Raw genomic sequence first — 18,061 nt, 5'->3', positions numbered from 1 at the left:
ATGTAGATGTAGATGTAGATGTAGATGTAGATGTAGATGTAGATGTAGATGTAGATGTAGATGTAGATGTAGATGTAGATGTAGAAAAGATAGTTTTTTGTAAATATTTAAAAAGTGTCAACTTTGTTTAGGACGGGATACGGGCAATAAAAAAGGCAAGCTAAGCTTGCCTTTTTTACTTGTTAAAACTGTGACAGTTACAGCTTAACGATTTCCTCAGCTTGAGGACCTTTTTGGCCTGTAGTAAGTTTAAATTCTACACGCTCGCCTTCAGCTAGAGTACGGAAACCATCGCCTTTGATTGCACTGAAGTGTGCAAATACATCTGGGCCATTTTCCTGAGCGATAAAACCAAAGCCTTTTGACTCGTTAAACCACTTTACTGTACCTGTTAAAGTATTAGACATAATAATAAATCCTGATAAAAAATATAAATGCCAATCCTTAAAAGCAAATTCTACACTGCTTAAAGAGAATCCATTTTTATAAACTGGCAAACCTATGCCCTTGTGGGCGCATAGACCTAAATTTTGCCGGTGATAAAACTTCAGGACGGTACTACTACAAGCTAACACTTATACAACAACGTAATGGAGATTTATAAACACTGACCGAAATTCTGTCTATGTTCATCTTATAGGGATGCCCCTCTAAGTCAACTAATTTTTAAACATATTTATGAATGCTTAATGACATAATCTCATAAGCATTGTGAACAATTAAAGACAGCGCTATAGGCCTTGTAAAAACACGGCTTTTACCCATATCTATACCAAACAATAATTATTGATTTTTACGCACAAAAAACAACATTAAGAGCGTACCTAGAGCAATATTACTAACTTAATAAATGCGCCTAATAATCTATGAAATAAAGCATAAAGCGAGCTTACAAATGCGTACTTTTCCGGTTTAAAAATTGCACATATTGCAACAGAAAGATTCCTACTTCTTTTTCTATAATTGCATTCGCTCGTTACTGCCATTTTCCCTTTCTCATTACAAAGAGTTTTTCAACTTTGTAGAGATACCTGAAGTATTGAGCAAAAAGAATTATGGTTCTCCTGACTGTTTAAAACTTTTTTCCAATAGTAGGTCCACTTCCGAACTTGGCACTGGCTTAGAAAAAAAATGCCCTTGTAATTGATCACAGCCATTAGCCGCCAAAGCTTTGGCTTGCATTTCGCATTCGACACCCTCCGCTATACAATTTACACCAAGGCTCTTTGCAATATTTATCATCACCATCGCAAGATCATCTTGGTGCTCTGCACCTCCAATCTCATTAATGAAGCTTGGATCTATTTTAATCGAGTCAAAGTGTAGCTCCCTAAGCAAACTTGGGTTTGTATGCCCTACACCAAAATCATCAATGGCTAGGTGAAACCCCTGCTGACGCAACGAGTCAAGCGTTGCCTTCAGTTCATCAGCTCGTTCTAGCAATGGTTGCTCTGCAATTTCTAACTCGAACTGCTGTGGTTTTAGCTGATGCTTATCCAGCAGGGCCATTAATTGCTCACTAAACATGCCATTTAACAAGTGTTTTATCGATAGATTTAAACACAGCTGCAGATCAGGGTAACGCTCTAACCAGATCACAAATTGAGGGATGGCCAACTCGAAAACATACATGCTTAAATGGCCGTTTATTCCAGCACTTTCTGCTACGTCTACGAACTGCTCAGCAACTATCAACTCATCACCACACTGCCAGCGAGCCAGCACTTCCAGCTTTTCAATCACTAAAGTCTGCGCATTTAATATTGGCTGAAAGTGCGCTAAGAAAGCTTTTTGATGCAATGCTTTTATCATCGCAGTTTCTTTTTCAAGATAAAGTTCTGCCTCTTTATCTAATTCAGGACAATAAAATTGATAGTTTGAATGCCCCACTTTTTTTGCCCTATACATGGCGGTATCTGCGCTTTTCATCAGGGAGTCTGCGTTCTCACCATCATCTGGGTACAATGCAACTCCAGCACTAAATGAAACATTGACTTGGGTCGCTCTCAGTTCATAATGACCACCAGATGCCTGAAATACTTTGTCTACAACAAGACGAACGTGTCGCCTATCTTCCATGCTATCGATAAGCAGAACAAACTCGTCTCCACCAATACGAGATACGGTATCACAAGCTCTAATACTGGCAGTTAACCGTTTAGCTACTTGCTTCAATAATTCGTCACCATTATCGTGTCCTAACGAATCATTTATCGCTTTAAACTTATTTAAGTCTAAGAATATGAGCGCAAATTGGTGCTTATGCCGCTTTGCCCGTTTACACGACTGCACCAGCCTATCTTGCAACAATAACCGGTTTGGTAAACCGGTTAGCGCATCGTGGTGCGCCAAATGGTTCATCTTTTTCCTCAGTAAACGGGACTCAGTCACATCCTGAAATACCAGTACGGCACCTGCTATTTTATCGCCACGTAAAAAGATAGGTGAGCAACACACCTCGATAGCAAAGTCTAGCCCCAGGTGATTACGAAAGCAGATTAGTTCATTTAAACAGACCGTTTGTAACTCCGTCATTGATTGGCGCATTGGATCATCAATTGGTTCTTTGCTGTCTTCTTGATACAATGGCACCACTTCTTCAAAATCCTGCCCTTTTACCTCATCAGTTAACAGTGCCAGTACAGCTTCCGCCACAGGATTCATAAAAGTAATGCGATTATTGATATCTGTGCAAATCACACCATCGCCCACTGAACTTAGTGTAATTGCCAATAATTCATGCTGCTTTTGCAACTCGCTTTGTTTATCGACATCCACTAGCTGACCCAAATAAACACCTGCTAAATGGGTGTGATTGAGACTTACTACCAATTCTTTTTGCTTGCCTTCAAAATTGCTCAATTTAAAAGAAAGCTGTTCAAAATCTTCCCCCTCACTTTGCCACAACATAAAACGCTCAAAGCTTCGCTCATCAATTAAGCCTTTTAAACCAACGGCAGTAAGATCTTCCTCTTGTACTTCAAGTTGACCACAAAAGCCTTGGCTTACCGCGTACAAAGTGCCATTTTCACACACTAAAAACTGAGCATTTAAAGATTCTCTAAATACTTCATAATAGAGTTCACCATGCTCTCCAAAACCAATTTCCTGTTGCTTTTTACGTGCCAAGTAAATTACACCAGCCCCCAACACCACAGCCATTACAAAGCCAGTTATCGCAAGAGAAAAATAATTAAATAGCTCAATCAATGACTCATTGCCATAGTGCCCAGCTTCGGTGAATAACCAATTTTCAACAAATTGACTAATTTGGATACCAAATGACAAACCGACTAGGAGAAAAAAAAAGCTAAGTAAAAGTTTTTGAGTGAGTCGATTCATATACGTTCGCGCGAAATCACTAAGTTAGAAATGAATTTGCAATATTCACTAAGCGTAGACACTGTTGTGCAACTTTTACAGTAAGAGTCAACAAATAGATTATTTATATTTCTGGAATTTAATTGGCTTTTGTCCTAAATCTAATAGGGGTGAGAATATCGGAAACAGCCTATGATGACCTTAAGCGACGACACAAAAGTTGTTGAAAACTTTGTTCGGGTGGCACAAATAATCGCCAATTTAGAATCCATATTAACGCAAGCCAAAAATCTTTCATTAACCGCAAAAAATGCACGAGTAGTTGCATTAAGAGCGGGTGATGCTGCGCTTGGATTTAAACCCATCACCAACTTTATCGATGAGTTTTCGGAGCAGACCATTAACTCGACAACTAAAATAGCAGACCTATCTAATCAGCTATTTAATAAGGCACTTAAGTTGGTTCGTAGTAGTCAATACTATCATCAAATGACCATTCTAAAATCGCAGGTGAAATCAAGCCAGGTAGAGGCCATGTACCAACAGGCGTTGAAATCACAGCGACGCGCTGCATCGCAATTATCTCATGCACTGAGCGAGCTTGAGAACCACTTCGAAGACATTCAAAAACAAATGCAAAGTGCAGAGTACATTGCCGTCACCAGCCGTGTTGAAGCGACTAATGCCGGGGATTTTAGCGACAGTTTGCAATCTGTATCTGACTTTATCGCCAGCGCTGCCAAGACGATTAAAACAGCGGTTGTCTATAACTTAAGTGAAATCCATACACTACGGGGAGTACTAAGGTGAAACTAGCGGAATTATACAAAGCCAAAACACACAGCTGGATGATGCTTGAGTGCAATGGTTCAGCAATAAACACTCAGGGATGTGTCAATCAGTACTTTGTTCACACTCAACACGAATCCATGCTTATGGACCCTGGCGGAATAGAGCTTTTTTCTCCGATGTTAGCGGCTATTTTACAACATACTGAACTCGACAAATTAACGACCTTGTTTGCCTCTCACCAAGATCCCGATATCATTGCCACGCTCAGCCTATGGGATAAGGCAATTTCTAACGCGACATTATATGCGCCGGCACTGTGGGATCGATTCATAGAACATTTTGATCTCGACAACCTGCACTTCGAAGGAATAAATGATGAAGGCGGTGAAATTCAACTAGGCGGTGTGCGTTTGCGATTGCTTCCCGCCCACTATTTACACTCAGCAGGCAACTTTCAACTTTACGACCCAGCTGCAAAAATCCTTATGAGTGCCAATGTTGGCGCAGCAATCAAAGCACAAAATGATGCCAAATATGTAGAAGATTTCTCAAAGCACATCAAAGAAATAGAGCAGTTCCATAAACGCTGGATGCCTTCCAACCAAGCCAAATCAAACTGGATTGCACGAGTCAAAGAGTTAGATATTAATATCCTCGCACCAAATCACGGTAAGCTGTATCAAGGGGAACAAGTGCAAGAGTTTTTGGAATGGTTCGACAAGCTGGATGTTGGTAGTGCTGCAAAATAACCCAAACTGACATTCTTAGCACTTCTTTACATGACCCAACGTATACTGGAGGCTGCGCTCAACAGCAGTGAGCGCACATGTGGGTAAGCTGTTATTGCGCGAACCTTAAACTAGAGTTGTAAAAATCAATATATGTCAATTTGAAGGCTTCGTTCTCTCCTATTAGGCTCGCTGAAGTAGTTTATTCCAATCTGAAGAACACCTGTTCTGACCCCGCACTAATTGAGTAAAAGCACGTGAAATTTAGCGAGTAAAACTCTCAACGAATATGTTTGCATGGTAAAGTAGGCAAAAAATTTATAATTTGATGCCGTGCGTATACTCAACTTTCTCAAACAACTAGGTTTAATTAGTATTATGACAATCAGTACAGCAGTCAGTGCCAGCGACACCCAAATAGACTTTCGCGAAGTAATTGGACAAAAGCTCATGCTGGACTTACGTTATTTTTGCCAAAACACCGCACCAACACACTGTCGCCAACCAATGACAAAATTGCCGCCCGAATTAGCGTCATTACTCAAACAGTACCACATCGGTGGCGTGATTTTGTTTGCCGAAAACGTACAACAAACCGAACAAATAGTGTCTCTGACCAAAGATTTACAACGAGCAAGTGACACGCCCTTATTCATTTCTATCGATCAAGAAGGGGGTCGCGTAGCCCGAATTAATCGAGCTGAAGCCACTTCTTTTACTGGCAATATGAGTATTGGCGCCACCTATAAAACACATGGTGAGAAATATGCGACGAGTGTCGCTACAACTATTGCCAAAGAACTGAGTAGCCTTGGGATCAATGTAAACTTTGCCCCGACCGTAGATGTCAACGCCAACCCATTGAATCCCGTCATCAATGTGCGCTCATTTGGCGAGAATCCAGGAGAAGTCGCGATATTAGGCGCTGCACAGGTTAAAGCATTTGAACAGCACGGCGTCATTTCTGCGCTAAAACACTTCCCTGGCCACGGTGATACTCACGTCGACAGTCACACCGGATTGCCAAAGGTTGCACATACTCTTGCACAGATAAAACAACAAGATTTGTATCCCTTCGAACATATTATTAGGCGACAGCAGCCGGGCATGATCATGACTGCCCACATCCAATACCCAGCCCTTGATAGCAGTACTGTGACAAATAAGCAGGGGGAAAAAATGCTCCGTCCAGCAACCATGTCTAGGGCAATTATGCATGATCTGCTCAGAGGGAAAATGAATTATCAAGGTGTCACCATCACCGATGCACTTGATATGGCAGGGATCAGTGATTTTTTCTCACCGCTAGACGCTGTAATCGAAACGTTCAAAGCTGGGGTTGACATTGCCTTGATGCCAATCCAAGTACGCACACCTGAAGACATCAAAGCATTTCAATCTTTTTTCAGTGCACTGCATGAAGCTGCACAGTCAGGTCAACTGGACCAACAAGAACTATTGCTATCCAAAGCACGCATAGACAAATTAAAAGCGTCATTCATCAATCATAATTTGACACCCAGTCCAGCCATCGCAAAGGCGACCCTTGGCAACCCACAACACCGAAAAATAGAAGCAGATTTAGCGTTGGCCGCCATCACTGAGGTTAAAAATAAGGCATTGTTACCTTTGAACATCAAAGACGGTGCACATATTCATTTAATAATGCCTGATAGGCAAAAAGCCACAGCCCTAAAACAAGCTTTACTCAGTGAAGTCGACAAAGATATCAAGATCAGCCTTACCAGCTTACAAGCATTCAAGCCTGAACGAGCAAAAAATGCGATTTTAGCAGCCGACTGGGTGATCAGTGCGCATGCTTCACCACAGCAAAGCGCTGCCGAAATTGGAGGGATGGATGACCTTGTTGAACTTACCGAATATGAAGTATCAAAGCAGCAGCAACCCAAGGCACTATTAGAGCTCATGCAATATGCTCACTCTCACCAAAAAGCGAGTATATTTATAAGTTTGCGTGCACCGTACGAAATTGCAAAATATGCACTATACAATCAGGCGATTTTAGCAAGCTATGCCTATAATGTGGATGTAGCAACAGAAAATGATGTGCGCGGGCCTGCCTATACTGCACTTGCAAAAGTGATTGTCGGTAAAGCTAAAGCGCTTGGGCAATTGCCAGTGAGCATTAACCTTGAGTGATAGGCAATGTCCAAGTACAAGCCCCGCGTAAATATAGAGACTTCTACAATTTAGTGAGGGCAATATGGATCCAAAGGCGTCCTTAACGGCACCTAACGCGATTCGTGAAATGATCAGAGCCGGAGACTACTCAGGTCCAACAAATGGGTTTGTGCCCGGCTTCACACAATGTAATATTGTGATTTTACCTAAAGCATATGCTTTTGATTTTCAAAAGTACTGTCAGAACAACCATGATTGCTGTCCGTTACTTGCAACCAGTATCAATGAAGGGGATTTTCGCTTAGATCCGCTAGGCAGTAATATTGATATACGCAGCGATGTGCCAAAATATCGCGTGCTAAAAGACGGTCAGTTGGTTGATGAAGTCACCAATATCACAAAAATTTGGCGAACAGACTTTGTGACATTCGCGCTTGCAAGTTATGTTGCATTTGATTACGTTCTCAATACATTTGGCTTTGATACCTCAACTTCGAGCCCCGCACATACTTTACCCATGTACATCAGTGATATTCCAAGCCAGCCCGTTGGCCCTTTTAAAAGTAACAAAGTCGTTTGCTTAAGACCAATGGACACCAAAGAGATTATTCGGGCAATTCAAGCAGGCAGCATCAGTCGCGTACCACATGGGATCCCTGTCCACTTTGGCAACCCCGCCGACATCGGTATCAACAATCTCAGCAAACCCAATTTTGGTGACCCCATCTTTATCCCTGAACACAAACAGCCTGTATTTTGGACAACCAGTTTAACCGCTCATCTCGCAATTACCCGCGCAGCGCCAGAATTGTGTATTATCAATAGTCCACAACATATGTTGGTCACTGATAGGCCGGATATGGATCTGTTAATACAATAATTAGAAAGTAGGTTGGCATGTTATTAAACTGCGATTTGGGCGAAAGTTTTGGTGCTTGGAAAATGGGGCTTGATGTCGATGTCATGCCCCATATTGATATGGCAAATATTGCATGTGGCTTTCATGCAGGCGACCCAAGCGTTATGGCGCAAACTTTGACACTTGCTAAGGAGCACTCAGTTAGTATTGGTGCACACCCAAGTTACCCAGACTTACAAGGATTTGGTCGGCGCTCATTGAATATGGCAAAACAAGACCTGATCCATTGCATTCACTATCAAGTTGCCGCACTTGAAGGCATGGCCAATATAGCTGGCATGCAGCTTACCTATGTCAAACCACATGGTGCCCTCTATAACGACATGATGCGCGATACATCTATATTAGAAACATTGCTCGAAGCGCTAAGCCTTTATCCTTCAAATCTCAAGTTAATGCTACTCGCCACAGCACAGGCAGAGCAGCACCAAAACTTAGCAAACCAGTATAAAGTGGATCTTCTGCTTGAAGCCTTTGCGGATAGGCTTTATACCGATGATGGATTGCTTACACCCAGAACACAGCCCAATGCCGTGCACAATGAAGAAAAATTGCTGGAGCAAGTTGCCCTACTTGCTTCAAAACAGTCTGTTTTAACAGCCACAGGGAAAACACTATTCTTACCCGCTGATACACTTTGTGTTCATGGCGACAATCTGCATGCGATCAATCAAATTCAAAAAATTAAAAACATTCTCAGTGCCCGCACCTAGATAATTCAAACAATTAAGGACAAATATGGAGTTGTTAACTTCGCGCCTAAGGCTAAGACCTTTGAGCCAACAAGATTGGCCGCTTTTCCAAGCATTAAACCAAAACCCTGAAGTCATGAAATTTGTCGCAGATATTCAACAGTTAAACGAGATTAAAGCCAATTTCGATCTCCGTTGTAGCCCATGGCACAAAAATACAAACGCTTGGCTCACACTAGTTATTGAGCGACAAGATACGGGAGAACCCATTGGTTTACATGGGTTTAAAACGATTTCTGACCCCCCTGCTATTGCTGAACTTGGTTTTATGCTTTGCCCCAATCATCAGGGGCAAGGGTATGCCTATGAGGCGTCAATGGCTGTTATTGAAAACGCATTTAAAGTACACAACTATGACACGCTCATGGCTACAGTGACAAAAGGAAATGCCGCATCAGAGCAATTACTGTATAAGCTGGGATTTAAAGTACACCAAGTCATTGAGAGAAACTATATGATTGGTGGTAACTTGTTGGATGATATTGAACTTGTCTTACACAAACCGGCTGCAAAAAAGCGCCACCCTGCGTAATTGGGTGGCGCTTGGTCCCTCAGAGATTTCGCTCAGAGGCTTGATATGTGCGAGTTAAAACGGGCCCGCATTTATGTCAGGAGACTGCCATAAACTAGACCAGACGAAGTTACCATGGATATAGTAGATCGTATCTCCATGGATAACGCCTCTGTCGTCCGACGCTCGCACATAAGGAACGCTGTTTGTCGGATCATCATAAGTTGCAATACTGCTACCAAGATAGGTCAAAGATCCGGAGTTTTCGGTATTCACTTCAAATGCAGCCAATTCATTGATGTTATCCCAAACACTTGAGTTATCGGCTAAAATAGTGGCTTCCCAAGATTCTACAGGTAATGTCATGCGAAACTCTTGGTCGCTCACCTTCACCCAGCTAAATGCGTGATGATCAAATTCAACTGGCGTATAACCGCCTGCAAATACATGCTCTTTAATCAAGGTTGGTGACGTCATGTTGCTTACATCAAACAAACTAACTTTTGCACCGATTTCAGGGAATACCGTATTTGATGTATCGTCATTGTCGCTGTCGATAACCGCAGGCTCTGATAGAAATGCGAAGTCTCCTACATTTTGACCAACACCAATTAATAAATTGTCTGATACAGGGTGAAGATATGCAGAATACCCAGGTATTTCCAGAGCACCCGCTATCACTGGCTCAGCCGGCTTCGATAAGTCAATAACATACAGCGGGTCAATGCGCCTAAACGTCACCACATATGCTCTTTCACCCATAAATCTTACCGCATAGATATTTTCTTCAACCATGCCATTTTCTTCAACTTTACCTATCGGGGTTGGCTGGCTTTCATTGGGCAAATTGGAAATTATCTCTAGGTTAGCGCCCTGTTGCTCCAACACAAATAGCTGATGGATCATACCTTTTGTTTCACTAAAGCGAGTTGTGACCAAACGAAGCTTGTCTTCAAACTCACTAAGTCTAAAGGCAGCATCACTCACGTTTTGAACAATTGCAGGTTCAATCATGCCACCAAAGTTACTGCCAAAACCTAGCGATCCTGCAACTGCCCCTGATGCACTATAAGTGATATTGCCATCTACTATCGAAAACTTATGTAGCGCTGTTTGAGACAAGTCATCAAAACTTACAGCATCACTCGGCCAAAAACGTTTATGTAAATAAATACTTTGCTGAGATGCATACACACCATCTGTTGGTACATTGATACAGGTCGATTGAACGCTAGATGGATCTTGCAGCGAAATTTTAGTGATTGTAGTGATGGTATTGGCACTGTCTGTCACCACGGTATCTTCTGGAATATAACACGAACTAGGGTCAAATAAAGGCGATACCGCACCTGTTTTTAGGTCTGTGATCTTGGGCAATAATTCAGATACGTTGAGCTGATATAATGCTTGATAAACCGCCAAATCATCACTTAGCTCCGTACTGTAATTGGCATCAAATTCACTAATTACATACAACTCGTTATTGATCACCCTGCTATCTAGAATGTTGCCGTCAACACGATACTGCTTAAGTACTTGGGACTGTTCAGGCGTGGTTACGTCCGCAAAACTTAATTCAAATGTATTGAGAAAGGTGTTCGCTACCACTGACGTATCAGAAGCTGTGCTGCCCGACGCAGGGGAGGAATCCAAAGTCAGCACTGGATATTTAAATACAGAAGCCAGTCGCCCGTCGTTTAAGTAGAGCTCTTGCTGGCTATATAAATTCTCAGATGCCTCTATTCTTTCAACTTCTTCAATGCCTTGTTCAGTGCGTTTCATTACACGGACATATTGCTTAAATACTGCGTTTTGAGACAAATCTTGCCCAGAATGGGCAGCAATATACAAATAGTTGCCGTCGTATTCGATACGGTCCCCTTCATCTACACCCGATTCAACAACATTCGTAGATGAAAACTGATTACTTGACTCTCCCTCAGAGACTGGCGATGCATTGACAGGAGTTTCAAGGCTAGAATCATTTTTATCACTTGGTCGGCTATTCAAATAGACACCGTTTTTCAATAGTGAGCTAAACTCACTCGATGACGCTTTTTTCAGCTTTGCTGATGACTCACCCAACCAAGTTAATTCTGGTACACTTGTCGGTAATTTGGTCTCTCCCTGATCTACCTTGTTATCACTATTACTATCACTACCTCCGCCACATGCAACCAAAACAGGCAAAACAGCTATCGCAACGCCCGCTTTTGCCAGTGAAAGAGTAAATCTAGAGTAAAACATAGTTGTGCTCCTTGATTAAAAGTAACTTTACTTTAATACAGTGACACCATTCTTCTGTTATTTCGCTCGATCTATTTGTTATTTAATGTAACCAGTTCTGGTAATTACTAAAATTGCTGGTAAATTTAGCCCTAGGTTTTACAGGAGTAAATTGATTGAAACAGTTTTCTATTTTGCTATCTATCTGTTTTTACTTATTTAGTACTTACAGTGTTGCAAACTGCAATGAAAATGACGAACAATGCGCCGAAATTGGACGCTGGGAGTTTTCTGTTGCAGTTGGCGGCGGGATTGCGACAAACCCAGTGCGTGGTGGGGACAACATCCCACTTGTCATACTGCCCTACATTAACTATTACGGCGACAAGTTTTTTTTCGACAATACTACCTTGGGGTTCACTTTTACTGAGCAAGAGAAGTTCGATGTCAGTCTAATTGCACAGCTCAATACGGAGCAGGCCTATTTTGAGCGCTTTCACCCAAGTAATATCCTAGTAAAAAATACTTTTACAGCTGAGTCAAATGCCCCTCCGGTCACACCTTCACCTGGTAACCCGACAACAGATCCCAATAACTCTGATGAACCAGGCATCGGGACCGACAATGGAAGCGAAAATGGCGGAGACAGTGGCGGAGATAGCGATGATAAAGAGGACAAGGAGCCCACTCCTAAATCCATTACTATCGATAAAATAGCAAAGCGTGACTGGGCAATAGACTCCGGGATACTTGCTCACTGGTACTTCAAAAATGATGCAAAGATCACTTTTTCATGGCTCCATGATGTTACCAATACGTACCAAGGCCACCATGGCAGTATAGATTACAGTTTTGTTGTTCCGACAAATACGCAAAATCCATCTCGTCTGAGAGTTAAAGTCGGCGCAGAATACAAAGATAAAAGCCTTGTTGATTATTACTATGGCATCAGTCAACAAGACACTCAGTCTGAGCACTTCCTCTACGAGGGAAAGGCGACAGTAAACCCGTTTTTAGCTGTGGCTTTCAATTATAAGCTAAACTCAGATTGGCAATTAAAATTCAGTGCAAGGCACACTTGGCTGGGCTCTGGCATCAAGAACAGCCCACTTATTGAGCGTGATTATACCTCCAATATCTTTATCGGAGGGCTGTATGAATTTTAAATGGTCATGTGCTTTATTTATGTCTTCTTTGTTACTGATTGTGATCAGTGTCAAAGGCCATGCTCAGCAGTCTAATAAAGCAACTCTTAAGATTAAACCTGTGGTGTGTATGGTAAAGTCCATAGGCCAAGTCTGTGAGATGACAATCGCTGTTGATTGGACAATACCCAGTGCGCAAGATGTTTGTTTATACAAAGATAATGCACCATTGCAATGCTGGAAAAACCAGCGTAAAGCAAGAACAAACATCAGTATCGCCATATCTGAAGACATGTCATTTTCACTCAGAAATGAAAACATGCATGTTTTGGCTGAGCAAAAAGTAAAAATCAATGCGGCGGCAAGTCGAAAATATAGACGAAAATTAAAATCTGACTGGAGCTTTTTTTAATGGCTAAGGTAATCCTTGTTGAAGACGATGAAAGACTCGCAACACTGACTGGGCAATTTCTTGAAAGTAATAACTTTTCAGTGACTTTGGTGAATGATGGTGCAAAAGCTGTTGACGCAATTATACAGCAACAACCTGATATTGTTATTTTAGATATCATGCTTCCCAACATGGATGGCTTTTCCATTTGTCGAGAAATACGCCACGGTTACTCTGGACCCGTGTTATTTTTAACGGCAAAGGACAGTGATTTCGACCATGTTAGAGGGTTGGAAATTGGCGCAGATGACTATGTGATAAAACCTGTTGAACCCTATGTGTTACTAGCCAGAGTAAACGCCCTATTAAGACGTGGCGGAAAACAAGACGAGGGCTCTGACAATATTAAACTTGGCCAACTCGAGGTAGACAAGGCTGCTCGAAAAGCTTATTTGTCAGGCCAAGAAGTGGAGCTAACCAGCTACGAATTTGACTTGCTTTGGGAGCTTGCTAACAATGCAGGACAGACACTGAGTCGCGAGCATATTTACAACCAAGTTGTAGGTAGAGAATACGATGGTTTAGATCGCAGTGTCGATGTGCGCATTTCTCGATTACGTAAAAAGCTTGGTGATAACCCAGACCAACCATTTAGGCTTGTGACTGTGTGGGGTAAGGGATACCTATGCTCTAAATCTGCGTGGGATTAAGGCGATATGGTCCGCCTATTAGCGAGTCTCTATTTCTTTATTTTTGTCAGTATCATTGTCATAAACCAAAGCAGTGAATACATATGGCGAAATTGGGGCAACCAAGCCCCAAGTGAGTTGAGCTATGCAACACAGGTCGCGATTAATCTAAGAGATGTTTTAAACTCAGTAGGCGTTGAACATTACGACCAGAAGGAAACCCTAAATATCATCAACATCAATGATGTAGCTTGGTTTCCAGAGCAGCGCAAGGCACTTGAAAACGATGAGGTCGTGATCTCATTTGACAGCAATGATAACTATCAATTATCCATGCTGCTGTCCGACGATGAGAGTATCGTACAACTCGGTCCTTTCGCTCCTAATCGCGCTTCTTTTTTCACCAAATATGGCTTTAGATTAATCTCTTTCTCTGTTTTGGGCTTGCTATTAATCCTTTGGTTGCGACCGCTTTGGCGAGATCTTGAGCAACTAAAAGTGATCACAGAACAATTGGCGACGGGTAAACTCGATATCGCGACAAAGCCTTCGCGATTTTCTGCCATTTCTACACTAACTCAGCATATACAAAAATTAGCACTGCAAACGGCAAGCCTGATGCAAAATCAAAAACAGTTAGTGAATGCTGTATCGCATGAACTAAGAACTCCCCTTGCGAGGCTAAAGTTTGCACTCGCTATGCTTGCACCCAAAGATCCTCAGCAAGTACATGCAATGAATCAAGATGTCGTTGAAATGGAGCTATTGATTGATGAAATGCTCAGTTATGCCAGATTGGAATTTTCAGAACGTGAAATGACCAAAGAGCACGTCAATTTGAGTGAACTTGTACAGGAGCAAATTAATAAATCTGCCGCAACGTCCAGTAAAAAGATCACCCAAGCTGTTGAGCCAAATATCATTGTCAATGGTAATGACCACTACCTCGCTCGCGTATTACAAAACTTGCTGCAAAATGCAGAAAAATATGGCGATAAGCAAATATTTATTGAGTTAAGGTCTTTGCACCAAGGAGAAGTGATTTTATCAATATGTGACGACGGACCAGGCATACCAATAGACAAACGCGATAACGTATTTAGTCCTTTTACACGACTTGATACCAGTCGCAGCAAAGAAACAGGTGGCTTTGGACTAGGTCTGGCAATTGTCGCTAAAATCCTTGGCTGGCATAATGGCAAGTGTTGGATCGAAGATTCACAGTTTGGCGGTGCCGCGTTTAGTGTCTCATTGCCGACTATACTGAAACTTAAAACTTAACCGAGCGTCTTAGCACCTTTGTTTGTGCTCTTTTATTTTTGGTATCTAAACGGCGCTTTTGAGAACTTTTAGTCGGTTTAGTTTGTCGGCGCGTCTTTTCTACTTTGATTGCGTCTAAAATTAATTGTTTAAGCCGATTGAGTGCATCCTCTTTGTTCTGCTCTTGAGTGCGAAAAGTCTGTGCCTTTATCACAATTGTACCATCTTTATTTATCCGGCTATCTTTTAATGCCAACAAACGCTCTTTGTAAAAATCGGGTAAGGTTGAGCGCTTTATATCAAACCGCAAGTGTATTGCAGAGGAAACTTTATTAACATTTTGACCCCCAGCACCCTGCGCACGAATAGCCGTTAGCTCAATTTCCCAAGAAGATAGCTCCACATTGTTTGATAGTCGTAACATCTCAATCAACTAACCTTATTTGATACCTATTTATAAACGTGACAAATTGCGGCTTACATAACCATAAATAACCACAGCTTGTTATTGTTACGGCGGTATTATAGCAAAACAAATACGATCGAATGGACTATTTGTAGCAAACTTAGGTGCTAAATGTAGGGTATTTAATCTGTGTTTCAGTAAAAATTAAATACCCAGATACACTTAAACAGTGCGTGTGGCTATAGCAGGAGACAACTGAGCAGCTCTAATTGCTGGATATAAAACAGCTACTTGTCCCAAAATGATGGTGCAGATACTGCCATAAAATAGGTAGCTTAATGGTATGGTGCCAAGCTCAAACGCATTGCTGAATACATTGTTTAATACAATAGCTGCACAGACGCCAATTAAGATGCCTACCAAACATAGAACTACATTTTCCAAGACAAAATACCGGATAATCTGACCTCGACTAGCCCCCATTGCCCGCCTAATACCGATTAGTTTAGTGCGCTTGACAATGCTATATCTGGATTGCCCATAAATTCCCAGAGCAGTGACAATCAATAGACCAGTGATAACACCAAATAAGGTCTTACTGGCGGCATTTTCAGCGCTATATGCCCGTGATTTAACTTCCGTAAAGGTTTCAAAATTATCAACTTTTCTGCCGTGTAAAGACATCAGATACGCTAACGTTTGCGTCAAAATATCATCTTGTTGGCCCGGCACAGTTTTAACCACATAGTGAACTATGCTATCAGCCTCTTTTACTGGGGCCAACACAGCATGCTCAACTACAACCCATGAAGGCCAGGCTGCTTGTAGTGTGTCTATCACACCAACAACGCGCTGAGGCAGGTTATTGATGTAAATAGTCTTGCCAACTATTTGCTCCCACTGCTCCGAAAACAGAGATCTGGCAAGCGCTTTAGTCACCATAATATCAATCGCATTTCTGTAGCCTTCAGTGCGCACACTCAACTCTGCGCTGGGGCTAAACTCACTTCCCGCCACCAGCTCTAAACCAAACGCTTTTAACAGATTCAAATCACCTCCATAGTAACCCGAAAACGTATCGTATTTGGTATCAGGGTTTACTGCTACCTCAACCAATCGACCCCAGCCACTCAAAGGGATCCCCGATGATACTGACGCATTCTCGACACCAGGAAAAGCACGAATGTTGGCAAGATCTTGATCTAATAATGCAGGTTGCGCAGCTTCCTCTACAGGCAAGTTAGCGGCAACATAAAACACATTTTGTTCATCCAGTCCCGAAGCTCGCGCGATAAACTCTCGCTTGTCAAAAGCTAGATAAATCGCATTCACGAGTATTGTAAAGGTAATCGCCACTTGTAGAATAAAAAGTAAAGCAGCCGTATAGTTGCTTTTCAGTGACTTGATAATAGGTAATAAGTCCTTCATTTTTATTATCTCCTTTACAAGCTCTTTAATTGCGTTGCCGGCTGAACATTAATGGCCTTAACTATGGGAAACATACCAAAAACTAAGCTTGATAAAATAGATAGCAATACTGTAGAAGCCATCAACTCGCCACTCATAGTCATAATATCTTTACTCAAATGCGTATAAAGCTGGCTAGAAAGAAATAAACAAATCTGGGTAAAGACTAATCCCAAGATGCCGCCAAATAACCCTATCGCTCCGGTTTCAATAGTATATTGATGAACCAAATCCAGGCTACTTGCCCCAACAGCACGACGCAAGGCGACTTCACCAGCTTTGCCCTGAAACTTGGTCATAATAATGCTCATGGCGTTTAATAAACACAGTGCAAAAAAACATATCGAAAGCCAAACCGCTATCTCGCTATCAGTCGAAAATGCGCGTCTTTCCTTTAAATACTCAGTGGGGGACTGTAATTTGTTTAAAGTGGGTCTTTGAAAGCGCCCCAACGCTTTTTGCTGTTCAACATACGACTGTAAGAAGTCCATATACTCTTGCTTTTCTAGCTCATTATTCAATTGAACCCAGAAGAACACCCACACGCATTCAGATGCCCACAACGCTTTCACTGACGCATTTTCGGGATCTTTCCAGCACTCAAATGCCTGTACATTTGACGACCAAAGCTCCAAATTTAACTGTGTTTGAAACGGGATAAAGATATCTCTTGGCGCTTTAAACGCACGCATGGACTCACCATAAAAACGAGGCAGAATAGCCCAATCGTCTAATACACCGACAACTGTGTATTGATGTTCGCCAAGTTGCACAACGCGCCCCACAGAGTTTTGCCCATCAAACAGTTCAGCGTTGAGCTTTTTAGAAATCACGACAACTTGTTCACCACTGTCGTCACTGCTTTTAGGCCAACTTGAACCATACAAAAAAGGCACTTCAAATGACGAGAAAAAGTCTGTCGTCGAGCTTCTGACGAAGGTCATTTTTGCATCAACGGCACTTTGCTCTGGCAGCTTTAACATGTCCTTAAATCCCGCAATCGGGATATGTGCTTGCGCTTCATTGTGATTAATTAAGTTAACAGCATCTTGCACTGACATATAAATAGGCGGGTTTTCTTCGTTTCGGTTGCGATAGGCAGCTTCCGGACTCCAGTTGTTTAACCTTACCAGAAATACTGAGTCCGACTTTGAAGGCAAGGGATCCTTGGTCATCATATGATTGATGGTATAGGTTGTCATTGTCGCAGCAATACCGACGGCGATTACAATAACCGCCAGTAGACTCATATAGCGCGTTTTCCACAAGCTCAAAAAGGCAAGTTTGGTGTAGTAAGTTATCATAACAGGGT

At 42.0% G+C, this 18,061-nt stretch carries 16 protein-coding genes; 10 read left to right on the top strand and 6 right to left on the bottom strand.

The window, feature by feature from the left end:
- Nucleotides 1–197 precede the first annotated feature (197 nt).
- Both N483_RS14995 and N483_RS14990 read right to left on the bottom strand, forming a co-directional pair.
- Complete coding sequence (locus N483_RS14995) at nucleotides 198–407, bottom strand: cold-shock protein (RefSeq protein WP_023398377.1); 210 nt, start codon at nucleotides 405–407, stop codon at nucleotides 198–200.
- 646 nt (nucleotides 408–1,053) lie between these two features.
- Nucleotides 1,054–3,342, bottom strand: coding sequence for a putative bifunctional diguanylate cyclase/phosphodiesterase (locus tag N483_RS14990; protein WP_023398376.1), 2,289 nt, complete (start codon nucleotides 3,340–3,342; stop codon nucleotides 1,054–1,056).
- A 171-nt stretch (nucleotides 3,343–3,513) separates the two neighbouring features.
- Between N483_RS14990 and N483_RS14985 the strand changes: the two genes are divergently transcribed.
- The 6 genes from N483_RS14985 (at nucleotide 3,514) to N483_RS14960 (ending at nucleotide 9,186) form a co-directional block, all read left to right on the top strand.
- Nucleotides 3,514–4,131, top strand: a complete 618-nt coding sequence (locus N483_RS14985) for a hypothetical protein (protein WP_023398375.1) — start codon at nucleotides 3,514–3,516, stop codon at nucleotides 4,129–4,131.
- Nucleotides 4,128–4,862 carry an MBL fold metallo-hydrolase gene (locus N483_RS14980; RefSeq protein ID WP_023398374.1) on the top strand — a complete coding sequence of 245 codons (735 nt, stop codon included), beginning with the start codon at nucleotides 4,128–4,130 and terminating at the stop codon, nucleotides 4,860–4,862. The genes N483_RS14985 and N483_RS14980 overlap by 4 nt, the downstream gene beginning before the upstream one ends.
- Before the next feature lie 357 nt (nucleotides 4,863–5,219).
- A complete protein-coding gene (locus tag N483_RS14975; protein ID WP_023398373.1) occupies nucleotides 5,220–7,001 on the top strand; it encodes a glycoside hydrolase family 3 protein in 1,782 nt (593 codons plus the stop codon).
- Between the two features lie 64 nt (nucleotides 7,002–7,065).
- Nucleotides 7,066–7,863, top strand: coding sequence for a D-glutamate cyclase family protein (locus N483_RS14970; RefSeq protein ID WP_023398372.1), 798 nt, complete (start codon nucleotides 7,066–7,068; stop codon nucleotides 7,861–7,863).
- Nucleotides 7,864–7,880: 17 nt separating this feature from the next.
- On the top strand, nucleotides 7,881–8,615 hold the full coding sequence (locus N483_RS14965; protein ID WP_023398371.1) for a 5-oxoprolinase subunit PxpA: 735 nt from the start codon (nucleotides 7,881–7,883) through the stop codon (nucleotides 8,613–8,615).
- 25 nt (nucleotides 8,616–8,640) lie between these two features.
- A complete protein-coding gene (locus tag N483_RS14960) occupies nucleotides 8,641–9,186 on the top strand; it encodes a GNAT family N-acetyltransferase (RefSeq protein WP_023398370.1) in 546 nt (181 codons plus the stop codon).
- 54 nt (nucleotides 9,187–9,240) lie between these two features.
- On the opposite strand, the gene N483_RS14955 is transcribed toward N483_RS14960, so the two are convergent.
- Nucleotides 9,241–11,412, bottom strand: a complete 2,172-nt coding sequence (locus tag N483_RS14955; protein ID WP_023398369.1) for a beta-propeller domain-containing protein — start codon at nucleotides 11,410–11,412, stop codon at nucleotides 9,241–9,243.
- A gap of 155 nt (nucleotides 11,413–11,567) precedes the next feature.
- Between N483_RS14955 and N483_RS14950 the strand changes: the two genes are divergently transcribed.
- From N483_RS14950 to N483_RS14935, 4 genes are read left to right on the top strand one after another with little or no spacing between them, the layout of a single operon-like run.
- Complete coding sequence (locus N483_RS14950; protein ID WP_063383355.1) at nucleotides 11,568–12,557, top strand: MipA/OmpV family protein; 990 nt, start codon at nucleotides 11,568–11,570, stop codon at nucleotides 12,555–12,557.
- Complete coding sequence (locus N483_RS14945; RefSeq protein ID WP_023398203.1) at nucleotides 12,547–12,948, top strand: DUF3019 domain-containing protein; 402 nt, start codon at nucleotides 12,547–12,549, stop codon at nucleotides 12,946–12,948. The genes N483_RS14950 and N483_RS14945 overlap by 11 nt, the downstream gene beginning before the upstream one ends.
- Nucleotides 12,948–13,637, top strand: a complete 690-nt coding sequence (locus N483_RS14940; protein WP_023398204.1) for a response regulator transcription factor — start codon at nucleotides 12,948–12,950, stop codon at nucleotides 13,635–13,637. Before N483_RS14945 ends, N483_RS14940 begins: the two co-directional genes overlap by 1 nt.
- Nucleotides 13,638–13,643: 6 nt before the next feature.
- On the top strand, nucleotides 13,644–14,897 hold the full coding sequence (locus N483_RS14935) for an ATP-binding protein (protein ID WP_023398205.1): 1,254 nt from the start codon (nucleotides 13,644–13,646) through the stop codon (nucleotides 14,895–14,897).
- On the opposite strand, the gene arfB is transcribed toward N483_RS14935, so the two are convergent.
- The 3 genes from arfB to N483_RS14920 all read right to left on the bottom strand — a co-directional run bounded on the left by arfB (nucleotide 14,887) and on the right by N483_RS14920 (nucleotide 18,053).
- On the bottom strand, nucleotides 14,887–15,300 hold the full coding sequence (gene arfB, locus N483_RS14930) for an alternative ribosome rescue aminoacyl-tRNA hydrolase ArfB (protein ID WP_023398206.1): 414 nt from the start codon (nucleotides 15,298–15,300) through the stop codon (nucleotides 14,887–14,889). The genes N483_RS14935 and arfB overlap by 11 nt on opposite strands.
- Nucleotides 15,301–15,504: 204 nt before the next feature.
- Nucleotides 15,505–16,710 (bottom strand): ABC transporter permease, encoded by a 1,206-nt coding sequence (locus tag N483_RS14925; RefSeq protein ID WP_023398207.1) that lies wholly within the window; start codon nucleotides 16,708–16,710, stop codon nucleotides 15,505–15,507.
- Between the two features lie 14 nt (nucleotides 16,711–16,724).
- On the bottom strand, nucleotides 16,725–18,053 hold the full coding sequence (locus N483_RS14920; protein ID WP_023398208.1) for an ABC transporter permease: 1,329 nt from the start codon (nucleotides 18,051–18,053) through the stop codon (nucleotides 16,725–16,727).
- Between the last annotated feature and the right edge of the window lie 8 nt (nucleotides 18,054–18,061).

The organism is Pseudoalteromonas luteoviolacea NCIMB 1944 (genome assembly GCF_001625565.1).
In the GTDB taxonomy this organism is placed as follows: domain Bacteria; phylum Pseudomonadota; class Gammaproteobacteria; order Enterobacterales; family Alteromonadaceae; genus Pseudoalteromonas; species Pseudoalteromonas luteoviolacea_F.
This window is presented reverse-complemented; position numbering and strand designations above follow the sequence as displayed.